This is a genomic window from Glutamicibacter arilaitensis, from assembly GCF_044793945.1.
Taxonomy (GTDB): Bacteria; Actinomycetota; Actinomycetes; order Actinomycetales; family Micrococcaceae; genus Glutamicibacter; species Glutamicibacter arilaitensis_B.
Map to the genome: position 1 here is coordinate 525,261 of NZ_CP084994.1, position 14,875 is coordinate 540,135.

A 14,875-nucleotide genomic window follows, 5' to 3' on the forward strand; every position below is an offset into this window, starting at 1 on the left:
GTGTCAACCGCTGGCTAGCGACGGCCAGGCTTAGGAAGTAGCCGGGTCATCAATGCCTCAAGGGCGATCAACTGGTTTACGTTGGCAGCCAAGCGTTGGCGCGTTTCATTGATCGCATCCAGCTGGGCGAGTGTCTTCTCGTTGGGTTGGGCCACGGCATAGGCTTCCAACTTCGGGCGGAGATGTTCGTTAATGAGCTCAATCCCCGCTTGCAGCTGCAAGCTAAGCACATCTCGGAAAAAGGTTGTCAGATCGATCAGCGTGCGGTCCAGCGAGTCAAAAGTGGCGCGTCTGGCGAAGCGCTTGGCGTTTTCCTCTAGGGCTTTGAACTGCCCGCGCAGTCCCGGAGGGATGTTTTCCTCTTCGCCCAGGCCATTTGCGTGGCGAAGCTCGGCAATCTGAGCGTTGAGCTGTGAACCTGTCATGGCTTCGGCATGCTCGCTAGCCAGTGCAGAGATGTCGGCGGCGGCAGACATCGCCTGAGGGAGGGTAGACAGTCTTAGCGGCAGCGTGACTACCTTTTCACGACGTTCGCGGGCCTTTTCGTCACGTGCCAGCATGCGGGCAACGCCAATATGGGACTGTGATACTCGAGCGGCAAACTCTGCCATCTCTGGGTCTAAACCATCTCGGCGCACCAAAAGTTCGGCCACGTCCGCAGCTGCAGGAACTGACAGGTTGACCGCGCGGCAGCGCGAACGGATAGTGACCAAGACATCAGCAGGTGAAGGTGCGCAGAGGATCCAGATCATCTGTGCAGGTGGTTCCTCGATGGCCTTCAACAGCACATTGGTGGTGCGCTCAGTCATACGGTCAGCGTCTTCGATAATGATGATGCGCCATTTGCCGTTACCGGCACGTTCTTGGGCCCGAGTAATCAGATGCCGGACATCTTCAATCTGATAGGCGACCTTGCTAGTCGAGATGAAAGAAACATCCGGGTGGTCGCCCGCCATCACTTTCTTGCATGCATCGCACTGTCCGCAGCCCGCTGGAGTCTGCGTACACTGCAGGGCCGCAGCAAAGGCACGGGCCGCAGTGGTTCTGCCGGAACCTGGAGGGCCCGTCACCAACCAAGCATGCGTGGGGTTTCCTTGATCAACCTCGGAAATCAGCGAGTCAACCACACGCTGCTGACCGGCGAGCTCGGCAAATACCTGCCGGCTCACAACAGACCTGCAAGGTGTGTGGTGATCTTTTGTTGGAGCTGCTCTACGCTGCCTGTCGCATCGACAACCAGATAGCGCTGTGGATCCTTGGCCGCAAGTTCGAGGAAAGCTCCACGGATGCGTTCGTGAAAGTCATCTGGTTCGGCTTCCAACCGATCTGATTCCTCCACGCCGCCGCTGGCAGCTATTCGCCGGGAGCGGCCATCAGCAGCTGAGATATCCAGAATGATCGTGGCATCTGGCTTCAAACCGGTCGTCGCAAAGTCATTGATGGCCGAGACCGCGTCAAAACCAAGAGCGCGGCCCATGCCCTGGTAAGCCAGCGACGAATCGACAAAGCGATCGCAAATTACGTGGGTGCCCTCTTCAAGATTTGGAGTGATGAACTGTTGCACGTGGGCTGCGCGAGCCGCAGCATAGATGAGGGCCTCGGTGCGTGGATCAATATCGCCGTGACCGTGTTCGAGCACCAATGAGCGTAATTTCTCGCCGATTTGGGTGCCACCGGGTTCCCGTGTGGTGATCACGTGGGCACCACGATTTTCCAACCACTGACGGGTCATGGCCACCTGTGTGGACTTGCCGGCGCCGTCGCCGCCTTCAAAGACGATAAACAGGCCGCGCTGGGATGCAGACGAATCGATACTCACACCTCTACCCTAACTAACCGGGGTCAGGAAAAAGGACAGAATCCCGGGCTTCTGCACAAGAGTGACGAACTAGCCGGGTAACAAGGGCGGACATGTATGTAAACGCTTGTGCATTACGCTGCTAGGCGGGCGTAATCTGGTGCTCATGAGCCAACTTCCAGAATCTGCCACCGCAGCGCAAACTTGGGACCCAAAGACACTTATCGTGGCCGGGGGACGCCCCGAGCACACCAACGACGGTCCGGTGAATCATCCGATCACCTTCACCTCGACCTACCACTCGCATGGGTTGGCTGGTGCCGAGGACCGTGTATACGCCCGATTCTCCAACCCCAGCTGGGACCCTTTCGAAGAAGTCTTGGGCCAGTTGGAGCGGGCGCAATATCCCGCCCTCGTGTTCTCTTCTGGGATGGCAGCGATTTCTGCGGCGCTGACCCTGGTGCCCGAGGGCGGCGTGCTGGTCTTGCCGCAGCACTCCTATAACGGTTCGCTGGGATTGAGCGCCGAACTGCAGGCGGCAGGCCGCTTCAGCGTGCGTGCGGTGGACGTGGCGAATACCGATGAGGTGCTGCGCGCAATGGACGGCGCCGACGTGCTGTGGCTGGAATCTCCGACAAACCCGATGCTTGAGGTTGCGGATCTGCCTGTGCTGTTGGCGGCAGCCAAGACCTCGGGTGTGCTCAGCATCGTTGACAACACCTTTGCCACTCCGCTATTGCAACAGCCATTGACCTTGGGCGCGGACCTGGTGGTCCACTCGGTGACAAAATATCTCTCGGGGCATTCGGATCTAATTCTCGGCGCGGTGGTCACCAGCGACAAGCAATTGCATTCCAGACTCCACGGGCATCGCACCTTGCATGGAGCCATCGCCTCGCCGATGGACGTGTTCCTAGCCCTGCGCGGGGTGCGTACCTTGTCCGTCAGGCTCGAGCGTTCTCAGGAAAACAGCCAAATCCTGGCCGAGCGGCTGGCCGCGCATGCGAAGGTAAGCACCGTTCGTTATCCGGGCCTGCCAACGGACGTCGGGCATCGACGGGCCACTGAGCAGATGAGCGGCTACGGTTCGGTCATTTCATTCACCGTAGGCTCTAGCGCAACGGACGCGGACAGGATGATCGAGGAACTGCGCCTGATCACCGGGGCTACCTCGCTGGGCGGAGTCGAGACCTTAGCCGAACGCCGGGCACGCCACGCGAATGAACCCACCACAGTGCCGGAGAATTTGATCCGGTTATCGGTAGGCATCGAAGCCGTGGAAGATTTGTGGCTGGATCTCTCCAGGGCCTTGGAACGAATCTGAAGACTCACGATCCGCAGGTCGATGGACGCTACAGGGAAAAAGGTAGAGTGTAGTTATGGACTTGGCACGAATAATCGAGATGTACCTGATGTTTGCGCTCAGCATTGTTGTCGGCGTTGTCGCCGTCTGGGCATTGATCGATTGCCTGCGCCATCAGGCGCCGCGATTTACCCAAGAAGGGAAACGCACCAAGGGCTGGTGGCTGGCATTGACCGGTGGCGCCACCATCATTTCGGTTTTGACGGTGCTCTCTGGCCCTGCCAGCAGCGGTGGCTTCCTGCAACTGATTTCGGCCTGCGTCGCCTGCGTTTACTTGGCGGATGTCAAGCCCGCAGTCAGTGGCCAGGGCGGGACCTGGTACAACTAAGGACAACAAGCTTTTCAACGCCTCGGACTTCGTCAACTGGAGACCGGGGCGTTGTTTTTCGCTGACATGTCTTAACTTTCGGCCAAGCGGTGCATCGCATTGGATAGGATGGAATTTATGACCCACACTTTGATCTTGCTTCGCCATGGGCAGAGCGAATGGAACGAAAAGAACCTGTTCACAGGTTGGTACGACGTGAACTTGACCGAAAAGGGACGGGCCGAAGCCGCTCGTGGCGGCGAACTGCTGACCGAAGCCGGCTACAAACCTGAGGTGCTGCACACTTCGTTGTTGACCCGCGCGATCACTACCGCCAACCTAGCGCTGGAAACAGCAGGCCGTTCGTGGATCCCGGTAAACCGCAGCTGGCGCCTGAATGAGCGTCACTATGGTGCGCTACAGGGCAAGGACAAGGCCCAGACTCTGGCCGAGTTCGGCGAAGAGCAGTTCATGCTGTGGCGCCGCAGCTACGATACCCCGCCACCGGTGCTGGACGATGCTTCAGAATTTAGCCAGGCAAATGACGAGCGTTACGCAGACCTTGGTGATCAGGCTCCACGTACCGAGTGCCTCAAGGATGTGCTCGAGCGCATGCTTCCGTACTGGGAGAACGAGATCAAGACGGATCTGTCTGCAGGAAAGACCGTTATGGTCACCGCTCACGGCAACTCGCTGCGTGCGCTGGTCAAGCACCTGGACGGCATCAGCGACGAGGACATCGCTTCGCTGAACATCCCGACCGGGATTCCGCTGGTGTACGAACTTGACGAGAACTTCCAGCCAATCACCGCCGGTGGAACCTATTTGGATCTGGAAGCTGCCGCAGACGCGATCCAGGCAGTAGCGAATCAGGGCCGTAAGTAGTACTTTCTGAGTTTTTCACGTGGCGCACCAGCGCGGCACCTTGGGTGTCAGCAACGGTGCGCCACGTTGTTTCTTAAGCGTAAAGTTCAAATGAATGTCAGGCTGTGAGCGAAACAACGACACAGGATTGTGTTTCTGGCATTAGTATGCTGTAATCTCCTATTTCGAATAGGCTCAATGGCTCACGTTAGGAATGCAATTCGTGGCAACTGATTACGATGAAGTCCGCCCGGACGTTGCCGAGGCGCGTAAGGCTTCTCTGGACGCGGTTAAATCCGCAAACGCACCAGACGCGAAGAGCGTCGTGCGCGAGCTCGACGAGGCCGATCACACCGACGGCATGGACCTTCCAGGCGCAGACCTGTCCAATGAGGAACTGACCGTCACGGTCATCCCACAGAAGGAAGACGAGTTCATCTGTGGCTCGTGCTTCTTGATCCGCCACCGTTCACAGCTAGTCCGTGAAGAGGGCAATGTAGGTTTCTGCGTGGAGTGCGAAGGCTAAAACCGGAGGCACTTCTGCTCCCGGTACTTTCGGGGACGCACGACTAAGGGGTGGAACACCATAATGGTGTTCCACCCCTTAGTCGTTAGTCACTTGCGGTCGTGCAGCTTAGAACCAGCCACTAGATACTTTCGTGATCTTTGGCGTTCCGTTGTCCCACTCGATGGTGCCGTGGAAAGTAGTCTCCAGGTCTTCCGGCTCGTAGTCCGAATATTCGGTGTTGTTCTTCTTGTATTTGAACTTGGTGCTCAGCGCGGTGAAACTTGTCTGGTTAATTTCTTCAATACCGCTTGCCTGCTCCATGACCTTCATCGAGGCGAGGTCGGTCTGGCCTAGCTCGTAGGGGCAACCATCCGCCATATTCGTCGGCGGAGTGACGCAGGCCGTAGCGAAGTCTTGCACGGCCTTCAACGCCAGGTCGCTAGTTGCCGAAGAAAGCTCCTGAGTAACCTCGACGTGGGTGTTGCCTTCGGCATTCGACATGATGCGAAGCGGCTCGGTCGACGCGGTGATGAAATCGGTAGATTTTCCCTTGACCTCATAAATTCCGGGGAAAGCGAAGAACTCGCCCTTGAAATTTTCCTGTTCCGCGAAGTAGTTCTCGGAGTTTGGCTGTAGCGGTGCCTGCACTCCGGAGATTTCCACACTCTCTGAAGGTGCTTGAATCGAAACCGGCACGAGCAGCGGCGTGCTCAGTTTCCAACGATCCAACAGTCCGAATTCCTTCTCGGCCCGTTCAACGCTCATCTCTGCCGTGATAATTTCACCATTGACCGAGTAGCTGGCCAAGACGCTTGCCGCATAGTCATCTACGTGCAACGTCCGCGCCGACTCGAACTTGAGACGTTGCTGGGCTCCGGCGAGGGCCTCATCGGAGAGCAAAACGCGCTGTGCGTTGTCCACGCCGGGGTTGACCATCTCGTTGGCCTGGGCGGCCTTACCCTCTTGCAATAAATGCAGGTACGCTTCGACCTGAGCTTCGGGCTTGCGCTGGGCATTGAGGTAGGAGACAACTCCGGCGCCCACGCCTATGAGTACCGCGACGGCTAGGGCAGCAATTCCGGCTCCCTTCAGGCGGCGCTTGGTTGCTGGGGCCATAGGCGTCGGATTGTCCAGGGCAGCAGGGGCTTGGGAAGGCGCTTGCGGGGCGACAGCTGCCGCCGGCGCTTCAGATCGTGCTGTAGCTGCCTGCTGCGGTGCACGATGCGACGGATCGATCCATTGTGCGGTCGCCGTAGCACCAGCACACAGGACCAGCAGGCGAGGGGCGAGCTGATAGCACCATAGGGGCAGCACTTCGGCGAGCACCGAAACTACCAAGGAACCCAGTGCGACCATGATGGAGGAGTACCAGAGCAGTCCGCCGTGGAAGGATAGTTTGCCAAGCATCGCCTCGGCCGAACCGGAGAAATCGCTCGACAGCCGGATCGAGGCCAGCGAGGCGAGAACAATCCAGATCACGAGAGTCGCTAGTGGCAACTGCCAGATCCGGCTGCTGTTGATCCGCTTAGTTGTACGCGCGCGACGTATGCCGATGCGCAACGCGGAGAAAATTACCAGGAGCACGGTGGCAAGGACAAGCCACCAGCCCTTTCCATCAAATAGTTCCCAGAGACGCATCGACGGTGGCATGTAGTCACTCGGATCGATCGGCAAGAATCCGCTGAGATCGTTGCCGGACATGCCAAGCGCACCAAAGAAGCTCAGGCCCATCAGCATCACGCTCAGATTGCCCAGCACGGGTGGGATCAAGGCTAGAGTGCCGGAGACTCCGGCATCCGAAGCGCGGAATGCTAGCACCACCAAGGACACGAAGGCGATCAGCCCGAAGAGCGCAAGGCCCGTACCGTTGAAGATGGCCGCCTCGGAGAGGACCTTACGCGCTGAAAGAGGGATGGCACGGTTTCCACGAGTTGCTGCCAGCGCGGAAGAAAGGAAAATTACCAAGAATACGCTGAGCAGGATAGCCCAGAAGCTGGCCGCGAGATGTACCTGGTACTCGCCCGGAGATCCGAAATTCAACCGTCCAGGTAGCATCAGCAACGCTGTCACTAGGCCCAATAGCAGAGCGTGGCCGGCCATTGGGGCAAAGCGTTGTCCGAGCGTCTTGGCCGCTACATGCTGAATTCCAAGCTTGCGCAATAGCAAGTAGTTCGCCAGAGCGATCAGCGCGATGGTCGAGATCGACACCACTGTCAGGGAAAGACCCACGGACATGGCTCCGGAACCAAAGAATCCGGACATTTCGGCTTTCATCCCAATACGCCCACCGAGCGAGAGGCCCATGATGCCTACGAAGCCACCGAAGCTTTGGGTAGTCAGCGAGGCCTGATCTGCCTCGCTTGAGGAGAACTCTGATTCCATCAGCGCGGCGAGGAAGCCCAACAGGCACAAGGTGATGACAAACGGGACGGCCAGGACGATGCCCAGCTGAGCGCCAATGCGTTTGAGGGCCGCTGGGGTTTTCAGTTCGGCATACCAGCCAGAGAATGCCCTGAGTGCAGCTGAGGACTCCGGCGGGGCTAAAGCGGGTGGTGGTGGGACCGAGCCGGTGGCCGGCTGGTGGGGATGGGGCATGGTGCTCCTCGAAAGCGCAGAAGGGATGATATCCGCATTGCACACAGAAACTTACTGTTCAAGGCAGCGGATACTGTCAGCTTATTCCAAGGTAGCGACAGATTAGAAAATCCATGTGCTTAATGCGTTCTAATCGGTCATGTTGCTCGTAGCGATTGTATATTTCTGAGGACCATTGAGTAGCGCTGCTGCCCATGGTCGCGGATAGCCGGTCGGCAAAGGATGCAGCAACGCAAAAATGGCCTTGGGCCGGTGAATAAATCACCGGCCCAAGGCCATCAAAGTACGTCAGCGTTGACGTTAACTTGCGGAGCTTAGAACTCCGCTGGATCCCATTCGCCGGTCACCAGGTAGGTCACCTTGCGGGCAACGGAGACACCATGGTCGCCGAAGCGTTCGAGATAGCGACTCGTGAGCGAAACATCTACAGTGGTCGGCGCCGTCGCGTCCCACGCGTCATCGGCTATCACGGTGAACACGCTGGCATGTAGAGCATCCAGCTTGTGGTTCAATTCGATAATGGCCCGGGCGATGGCCAAATCACGAGTTTCGAGCAGTTGGCCAACCTCCTTGGCGATCTGGATATCGATCTTCGCCATCTCGGCGAACGTGTCGGCTATCCGCGCGGGGATTGCCTGATTCGGGAAGCGCAGACGAGTTAGCTGGGCTAGATGGCGCGCTAGGTCGCCCATGCGCTCTAGCGAAGCACTCATGCGCAGCGAGCCAACGATCATGCGCAGGTCCGAAGCCACCGGTCCCTGGAGTGCCAAGGTGTCGATGGCGCGCTCGTCGAGCTGGTTCTGCAAGAAGTCGATCTTCGCATCGGCTGCGATAACTTCCTGAGCCATGTCAACATCGGCGTTTGCCAGCGATTCCCATGCTCGGTCCATCGCGATGGCAACCAGCTTGGACATGTCGATAAGCTCTTCGCCGATTTGCTGCAGATCTGCCTGAAATACCTTACGCATTGAAGGTCCTTTCGAGTTACGGATTCCCACACCCTAATTTTAGGCATGGCGGAGGGTCTGACTCCACCATGTCAGCGGGTTATTAACGAATATCCCACGGAAAGTGAACGTTTGGTGAATAGGATTGCGAAAAGTGCGATTTCCCGTCATTTGAGGACAGCACCCTGCGCGTTGGAAGCTAGTCTGATTATGTGAACGAAGTGATTTCGACCCTGCTCGCCGGCCTGCTCGGTTTAACCTTGGGACTTGTCGGGCTTGCCGCCTACCGTTTTTCGCAGCGGCGCGCCTCCGGCCTTCCCGATGTTGACGAACCGGTTCTGCCCGAAGGTGCCGCCTCGGTGCTTTCGGTTATTGGCCGCGCGTTCGTGATTCTGGATGATGTGGACGGGGTGGTTCGCGCCAACCCCGCCTCCTATGCCTACGGGCTGGTAAGAGGGCACACGCTGGTCCACGAGGAGCTGCAGACGCTGGTGCGCCAGGTGCGCGCCGACGGCGTAATCGCCGAGAGCCAATACGAGCTGCAGCGCGCAACCCTGGGCGCCGGACAGCTGATCGTGCACGTACGCGTCGCCCCGTTGGGCGATGAATACATCCTGCTGCTCGCTGATGACCGCACCGAGATCACCCGAACCGAGGCAATGCGCAATGACTTCGTGGCCAACGTGTCGCACGAGTTGAAAACCCCGGTGGGCGCGATGTCTTTGCTGGCCGAGGCGATCAGCGACGGCGCCGATGACCCGGTAGCGGTACGCCGCTTCTCCACTCGGATGCAGAAGGAATCTCGGCGCTTGGCCGCGCTAGTCCAAGACATCATCGAACTCTCCCGGCTGCAGTCCAGCGATTCCATCCTGTACGGGGCCGATGTGGCCATCGAATCGGTGATCAGCGAGGCGGTTGACCGCAACAAGCTGCTTGCCGATGAAAAGGGAATCAGCATCACCGTGGGCGGTCAGCTTGATGCCGCGATCTACGGCGATGCGGACTTGCTGATGACGGCCCTGCGTAACCTGATCGACAATGCGATCCGCTACTCCCCGCCGAACACTACAGTTGGAGTTGGCTTGCGCCAGCGTGACGGGTACGCGCAGATCTCGGTCACGGATCAAGGCCCGGGGATTTCCGCCGAAGAGCAGGAGCGCGTCTTCGAACGCTTCTACCGGGTGGATGGAGCACGCTCGCGGCAGACCGGTGGAACCGGTCTGGGGCTGAGCATTGTCAAGCATGTTCTGGCCAACCACGGCGGCGAAGTATCGCTTTGGTCGCAGCCAGGGCAAGGATCCACGTTCACACTCAGACTTCCCATAGTGGATGAAGAAGGGGCCGAGCCATCGGAATTGGCCACCGATACGACGAAGGATAAAGCGAACGCCACGCGTGTGGCGGATCGTGAAGGAGGACGCCGATGACCCGCATATTGATCGTTGAGGACGAAGAGTCGCTCTCGGACCCGCTTTCTTACCTTTTGGAACGTGAAGGTTTTGAGGTGCGCATCGCCGACGACGGTATTGTGGCTGTCACCGAATTCGAGCGCCACGGCGCCGATCTGGTGCTGCTAGATTTGATGCTTCCTGGGCAACCGGGTACCGAGGTGATCCGTCAGATCCGCGCCACCAGCCAGGTCCCTGTCATCATGCTCACCGCCAAGGACTCCGAGATCGATAAGGTGGTGGGCCTCGAGCTCGGTGCGGATGACTACGTCACCAAGCCGTACTCCTCCCGTGAACTGCTGGCCCGCATTCGTGCGGTGCTGCGCCGGCAGGGCGAAGTCGAGGAGCTGATCACCAATGTGGTCACCGCCGGTCCTGTGCGCATGGATGTCGAACGCCATGTGGTTTCGGTCAGCAACACCGAGGTCGCAATGCCGTTGAAGGAATTCGAGCTGCTCGAAATGCTGCTGCGCAACGCAGGTCGCGTGCTGACTCGTGGACAGCTGATCGACCGGGTCTGGGGCAGCGATTATGTCGGGGACACCAAAACCCTCGACGTGCATGTCAAGCGCCTGCGTTCGAAGATCGAGGAAGATCCTGCAGTCCCAGAGCATCTGGTGACGGTACGCGGGCTCGGATACAAATTCGTCGCCTAGGTAGTAACTAAACCAGAGCGGTAACACAAAAGGCTTCGGCCTTCGAGAATCTCCCGATGAGGAGGAATTCTCGAAGACCGAAGCCTTTGTTGTTTGGAAACCGCTTAGTGGCCCGAAGTGGATTCGTGCTCCACTGGCTTCAGGTGTTCGGTGGTGGCCTGGTCATATCCGCCTGGAACGAAGTCGCGGTATTCGGCGAGGGTGCCATCGACTACTGGAACGCTGAACTCGACGGTTTCGCCGGCTGAGGTGAAGGTGGTCTGGGCGTGTTCGCCCGCGTTGACACCCAATGAGGAGATGACGGTGTTGTTCTTCTCGTCTTCCAGCTTGACGACTTCGTTAGCTGGAACCTCGACGCTGACTGCAGTGGCCGAGCCGGCCTTGATGCTCACGCTTACTGCGCTGTCTCCGTCGTTGACCACTGAACCAATCAGTCGGGCCTGGGAAGCATCGGCGTTTGCCACGAACATCAGGTTGCGAACCTCGGCGTCGGCAACATCAACGTGAATGCCATCGGATGCGTTGTAATGGTCGGTAGTCGCCTGCTGGTTGATGGCGCCACAGCTGGTGACACCGAATGCCAGGGTGGCCACGGCTAGGGACGCAGCAATGCGACGTCCGGCGGTCATGCGTGCGGTGATCACGACACTAACTCCTCGGTGAGAATAATGAGTTGCGGGTTTCGCGGTCATTTTCGGTATTCCGCGCCCAAGGCGCGGGGCAACACGAAGACCACGACTAGCTCTAAGCCTAACCGTAATTCGCGTCAGAACGTGATTTAGCGACGTGCAACACATCGATTTCGACAAGTTGTAGATAAGTTATGCCAGCTAGTGGGGGAGGGGTGAGCTGGCAACCTACTATCTTCATACCACGTTTCTCCCGCAAGTGGAAGAGGGAATTCCGCGTCTTTTCGGGGTTATATGGGGCATAGCGAAGATTTCCCATAGCTCGTCCGTGGTAGACTGGGAGGTGGGAAAGGGGTTTATTCACATGGTTTTTGAGGTTGGCGAGACTGTTGTCTACCCGCACCACGGCGCGGCAATGATCGAAGAGATCAAAATGCGCAAGATCAAGGGCGAAGAGAAAATGTATCTCAAGCTCAAGGTGGCTCAGGGTGACCTGACCATCGAGGTTCCAGCTGAGAACGTTGATCTCGTTGGCGTGCGTGACGTGGTAGGTCAGGAAGGCTTGGACCATGTGTTCGATGTCCTTCGTGCTGAATTTACTGAAGAGCCGACCAACTGGTCGCGTCGTTACAAGGCAAACCTAGAAAAGCTTGCCTCCGGTGATGTCATCAAGGTGGCAGAGGTCGTTCGCGACCTTTGGCGTCGTGAGAATGACCGTGGCCTGTCCGCAGGCGAAAAGCGAATGCTCTCCAAAGCCCGTCAGGTATTGATCAGCGAATTGGCTTTGGCCAAGGATCTGGACGAGACCAAGGCAGAAGGTCTTCTGGACGAAGTTTTGGCCTCAGCCTAAATTTCGTTAAGTCAGCGAAGCCTGCTGCCGAACGACAAGTAACCGTGGGACGCTGGAAAGCGACCCACGGTTTAGTCATTTAACCCCACTTCTAATGCGGGATAAGCTGGGATTCGTGAGTGAGCAACTAGAAGAATCGGTAGCGGTCATCCTTGTAGCAGCCGGCTTAGGGACACGCCTGGGTGCGGGTCTGCCCAAGGCGTTGGTCGAGGTCCACGGTAGATCACTAGCCGAGCATGCCCTGGATCGCATACTCGACGTCGATGCAGTCAAAGAAGTAATCGTGGTGGTTCCGCCGGAAGATTCCCGGCTTCCCGAACGTCTTGCCTACTACCCGACGCAGGTACGCACAGTCCCCGGAGGGAACAGCCGCGCGGCCTCCGTACGCAACGGTCTAGCCGCAGTCTCCTCCCAGATCACGCAGATCCTCGTCCATGACGCGGCGCGAGCCTTCGCTCCGGTAGCCCAATACGAGTTGATCCTCTCCGAACTGCGCAAACCCGAGGTTCATGCAGCTATTCCGGCACTGGCGGTGACCGATACGATCAGCGTGGTCGGCGCAACAGCGAGCACCGGTTCGCCAATTATCATTGAAACTCCGGACCGCAGCACCCTGCGAGCGGTGCAGACCCCGCAGGGTTTCGCAGCGCAGACGCTCATTGATGCTCATGCGCAACTCGATCACTACAGCCCCGAAGACTTAGAGCGAGTCACCGATGACGCGTCGATCGTTCGCGCCCACGGGGTTGAAGTGCACGTCGTGGCCGGTGATGCCCGCTCGTTGAAAGTTACCCACCCAGAAGATTTGCACACCGTGGGGCGCCTGTTCACCACCGCCGCAACAAAGAACTCGGAGCACAACTTGGTTATCCCACGTGTAGGCAATGGCATCGATGTGCACGCGGTCAGCGCCGACTCTTCGCGACAAATGTGGCTGGCCGGCCTGTTCTTCCCCGAAGATATCGGTCTGTCGGGGCACTCGGACGGAGACGCGGTAGCCCACGCTGCCTGTGACGCATTGTTCTCCGCCAGCGGGATTGGCGATTTGGGAACACACTTCGGGGTGGACCGACCCGAATTTGCCGGAGCCAGCGGTGTGAGCCTGCTTGCAGAAGCTGCGCGCTTGGTACGGGGCGCCGGGTTCGAGATCGGCAACGTGGCGGTGCAATTCGTCGCTCGCCGTCCCCGCTTCGCTGCACGCCGCGAAGAAGCCAATCAATTGCTCTCCGAAGTCCTTGGCGCCCCAGTCAGCGTCACGGCCACCACGAGCGACGGATTGGGGTACGAAGGGGAGGGCGCCGGGGTCACTGCATACGCCACCGCACTGGTCTATCGGGCCGCCAAAGAAGGGCAGTAAGCAACTCTTCAGTGCGTTACTCGTCGCATCCCCGCACAACCATCGGTTTCTTCGGATAACCTTAAAGATGTGAGCCTGCGATTTTATGACACCAAGACTGCGTCCGTACGAGACTTCAAGCCGTTAACCGACGGTGAAGTCAAGCTGTACTACTGTGGCGCAACCGTGCAGGGCATGCCGCACGTGGGTCACGTGCGCAGCGCGATTGCCTATGACATCTTGGTGCGCTGGCTGGAATATCGGGACTTCACCGTCACCACCGTGCGCAATGTGACTGATATCGACGACAAGATCTTGGAGAAGTCGTCGAACTCTTTCGCCGAAGATTTTGCCGCGGACCAGCACTACCAGCCACGTGAGTCTTGGTATGCGTTGGCTTATCGCTTCGAACAGGAATTCGCCAACGCCTACACAGCGCTCGGGGTACGCCGACCGACTTATGAGCCACGCGCTACCGGCCACATCACCGAAATGCATGAGCTGATCGAAACATTAATCTCTCGCGGTCACGCTTACCCGGCCACCGACAACTCTGGAGACGTGTACTTCGACGTGCGCTCCTTCGAAGCCTACGGTTCGCTGACCCGACAGAAAATTGACGATATGCAGGCTGCCGCCGATGCCGATCCGCGTGGCAAAAGAGATCCGCGCGACTTCGCCCTGTGGAAGGGGCACAAGGAAAGCGATCCGCACACAGCTTCGTGGACGAGCCCCTGGGGCCGCGGACGACCGGGCTGGCATTTGGAATGCTCGGCGATGGCAGCGAAGTACCTCGGCACCCACTTCGATATTCACGGTGGTGGACTGGACTTGCGCTTCCCTCACCACGAGAACGAATTGGCGCAGTCAACCGCCGCGGGTCAAGGCTTCGCCAATTACTGGATGCACAACGGCATGGTCACCTATGCCGGAGAAAAAATGAGCAAGTCTATTGGCAACACCATTTCTCCGGAAGAAATGCTGCAGCTGGCCGATGCTCGCGTCGTACGCTATTTCCTCGGACAAGCACAGTACCGCTCGCAGTTGGATTACCGTCCCGATTCGCTCACCGAAGCTGCCGCTGCCGTAGAACGCATCGACACTTTCATTTCCAATGCCCAGTACCGGGCCGCGAACAGCGGGCTCACAGTGGAAGCCACCTCGGTGCCCGAAGCTTTCGGTGCCGCCATGGATGATGACCTGAACGTGCCGATGGCCTTGGCTGCGCTGCATGAGGCAGTCCGCCGCGGCAACGCCGCACTGGATGCGAATGAAGAGCAGAGGGCAGTAGAGTCGCTCGGCCAGGTGCTTGCCATGACACAGGTTCTTGGACTGGACGATGCACGCAGCACCGAATCCGGGCAGGGACGTGCCGAAACCGAAGCGCTAGACACACTGATCCAGGCGCAATTGGCCGAACGCACCCAGGCGCGTGCCGCCAAGGATTGGGCCCGCTCGGACGCCATCCGCGACGCGTTAGCCTCCGCGGGCATCACAGTGGTTGACTCCGCCGACGGCGCACGCTGGACCCTGACTAAATAACCGCACCCGCGGCCATACAAAGAATTCAAAAC

The 14,875-nt window shown here is 58.5% G+C and carries 14 protein-coding genes; 9 read left to right on the forward strand and 5 right to left on the reverse strand.

All coding sequences use genetic code 11. The annotated features are described in order from the left end of the window. Nucleotides 1-14 precede the first annotated feature (14 nt). Together LG294_RS02555 and tmk are read right to left on the reverse strand one after the other, a co-directional pair. Nucleotides 15-1,169 carry a DNA polymerase III subunit delta' gene (locus LG294_RS02555; RefSeq protein ID WP_404289233.1) on the reverse strand — a complete coding sequence of 385 codons (1,155 nt, stop codon included), beginning with the start codon at nt 1,167-1,169 and terminating at the stop codon, nt 15-17. Continuing rightward, on the reverse strand, nt 1,166-1,819 hold the full coding sequence (tmk, locus tag LG294_RS02560) for a dTMP kinase (RefSeq protein ID WP_404289235.1): 654 nt from the start codon (nt 1,817-1,819) through the stop codon (nt 1,166-1,168). Before tmk ends, LG294_RS02555 begins: the two co-directional genes overlap by 4 nt. Nucleotides 1,820-1,964: 145 nt before the next feature. On the opposite strand from tmk, the gene LG294_RS02565 reads away from it, so the two are divergent. The 4 genes from LG294_RS02565 to LG294_RS02580 all read left to right on the forward strand — a co-directional run bounded on the left by LG294_RS02565 (nt 1,965) and on the right by LG294_RS02580 (nt 4,858). After that, nucleotides 1,965-3,122: a trans-sulfuration enzyme family protein gene (locus LG294_RS02565; RefSeq protein ID WP_404289237.1), complete on the forward strand. Its 1,158-nt coding sequence runs from the start codon at nt 1,965-1,967 to the stop codon at nt 3,120-3,122. Nucleotides 3,123-3,177: 55 nt separating this feature from the next. Next, entirely contained in the window at nt 3,178-3,489 is a 312-nt protein-coding gene (locus tag LG294_RS02570) for a DUF2516 family protein (RefSeq protein WP_404289239.1), read from the forward strand. A gap of 117 nt (nt 3,490-3,606) precedes the next feature. Continuing rightward, nucleotides 3,607-4,353 (forward strand): phosphoglyceromutase, encoded by a 747-nt coding sequence (locus tag LG294_RS02575; RefSeq protein WP_404289241.1) that lies wholly within the window; start codon nt 3,607-3,609, stop codon nt 4,351-4,353. 202 nt (nt 4,354-4,555) lie between these two features. Further along, nucleotides 4,556-4,858 carry a DUF4193 domain-containing protein gene (locus LG294_RS02580; RefSeq protein ID WP_131090395.1) on the forward strand — a complete coding sequence of 101 codons (303 nt, stop codon included), beginning with the start codon at nt 4,556-4,558 and terminating at the stop codon, nt 4,856-4,858. A 108-nt stretch (nt 4,859-4,966) separates the two neighbouring features. Here the strand turns inward: LG294_RS02580 and LG294_RS02585 are convergent, their stop codons facing one another. After that, nucleotides 4,967-7,435: a hypothetical protein gene (locus LG294_RS02585; RefSeq protein ID WP_404289243.1), complete on the reverse strand. Its 2,469-nt coding sequence runs from the start codon at nt 7,433-7,435 to the stop codon at nt 4,967-4,969. Nucleotides 7,436-7,749: 314 nt separating this feature from the next. Beyond that, a complete protein-coding gene (gene phoU, locus LG294_RS02590) occupies nt 7,750-8,403 on the reverse strand; it encodes a phosphate signaling complex protein PhoU (RefSeq protein ID WP_404289245.1) in 654 nt (217 codons plus the stop codon). 200 nt (nt 8,404-8,603) lie between these two features. Here phoU and LG294_RS02595 point away from each other — a divergent pair, with 200 nt between their 5' ends. Continuing rightward, nucleotides 8,604-9,809, forward strand: a complete 1,206-nt coding sequence (locus LG294_RS02595; RefSeq protein ID WP_404291611.1) for a sensor histidine kinase — start codon at nt 8,604-8,606, stop codon at nt 9,807-9,809. Beyond that, nucleotides 9,806-10,486 carry a response regulator transcription factor gene (locus tag LG294_RS02600; protein ID WP_096283068.1) on the forward strand — a complete coding sequence of 227 codons (681 nt, stop codon included), beginning with the start codon at nt 9,806-9,808 and terminating at the stop codon, nt 10,484-10,486. Before LG294_RS02595 ends, LG294_RS02600 begins: the two co-directional genes overlap by 4 nt. A gap of 104 nt (nt 10,487-10,590) precedes the next feature. On the opposite strand, the gene LG294_RS02605 is transcribed toward LG294_RS02600, so the two are convergent. After that, entirely contained in the window at nt 10,591-11,130 is a 540-nt protein-coding gene (locus tag LG294_RS02605; RefSeq protein ID WP_404289248.1) for a hypothetical protein, read from the reverse strand. A 349-nt stretch (nt 11,131-11,479) separates the two neighbouring features. Here LG294_RS02605 and LG294_RS02610 point away from each other — a divergent pair, with 349 nt between their 5' ends. The 3 genes from LG294_RS02610 to cysS all read left to right on the forward strand — a co-directional run bounded on the left by LG294_RS02610 (nt 11,480) and on the right by cysS (nt 14,843). Beyond that, complete coding sequence (locus LG294_RS02610) at nt 11,480-11,965, forward strand: CarD family transcriptional regulator (protein WP_096288501.1); 486 nt, start codon at nt 11,480-11,482, stop codon at nt 11,963-11,965. 115 nt (nt 11,966-12,080) lie between these two features. Continuing rightward, a complete protein-coding gene (gene ispD, locus LG294_RS02615; protein WP_404289250.1) occupies nt 12,081-13,322 on the forward strand; it encodes a 2-C-methyl-D-erythritol 4-phosphate cytidylyltransferase in 1,242 nt (413 codons plus the stop codon). A gap of 69 nt (nt 13,323-13,391) precedes the next feature. Beyond that, nucleotides 13,392-14,843, forward strand: a complete 1,452-nt coding sequence (gene cysS, locus LG294_RS02620; RefSeq protein ID WP_404289252.1) for a cysteine--tRNA ligase — start codon at nt 13,392-13,394, stop codon at nt 14,841-14,843. The last annotated feature ends 32 nt before the right edge of the window (nt 14,844-14,875 follow it).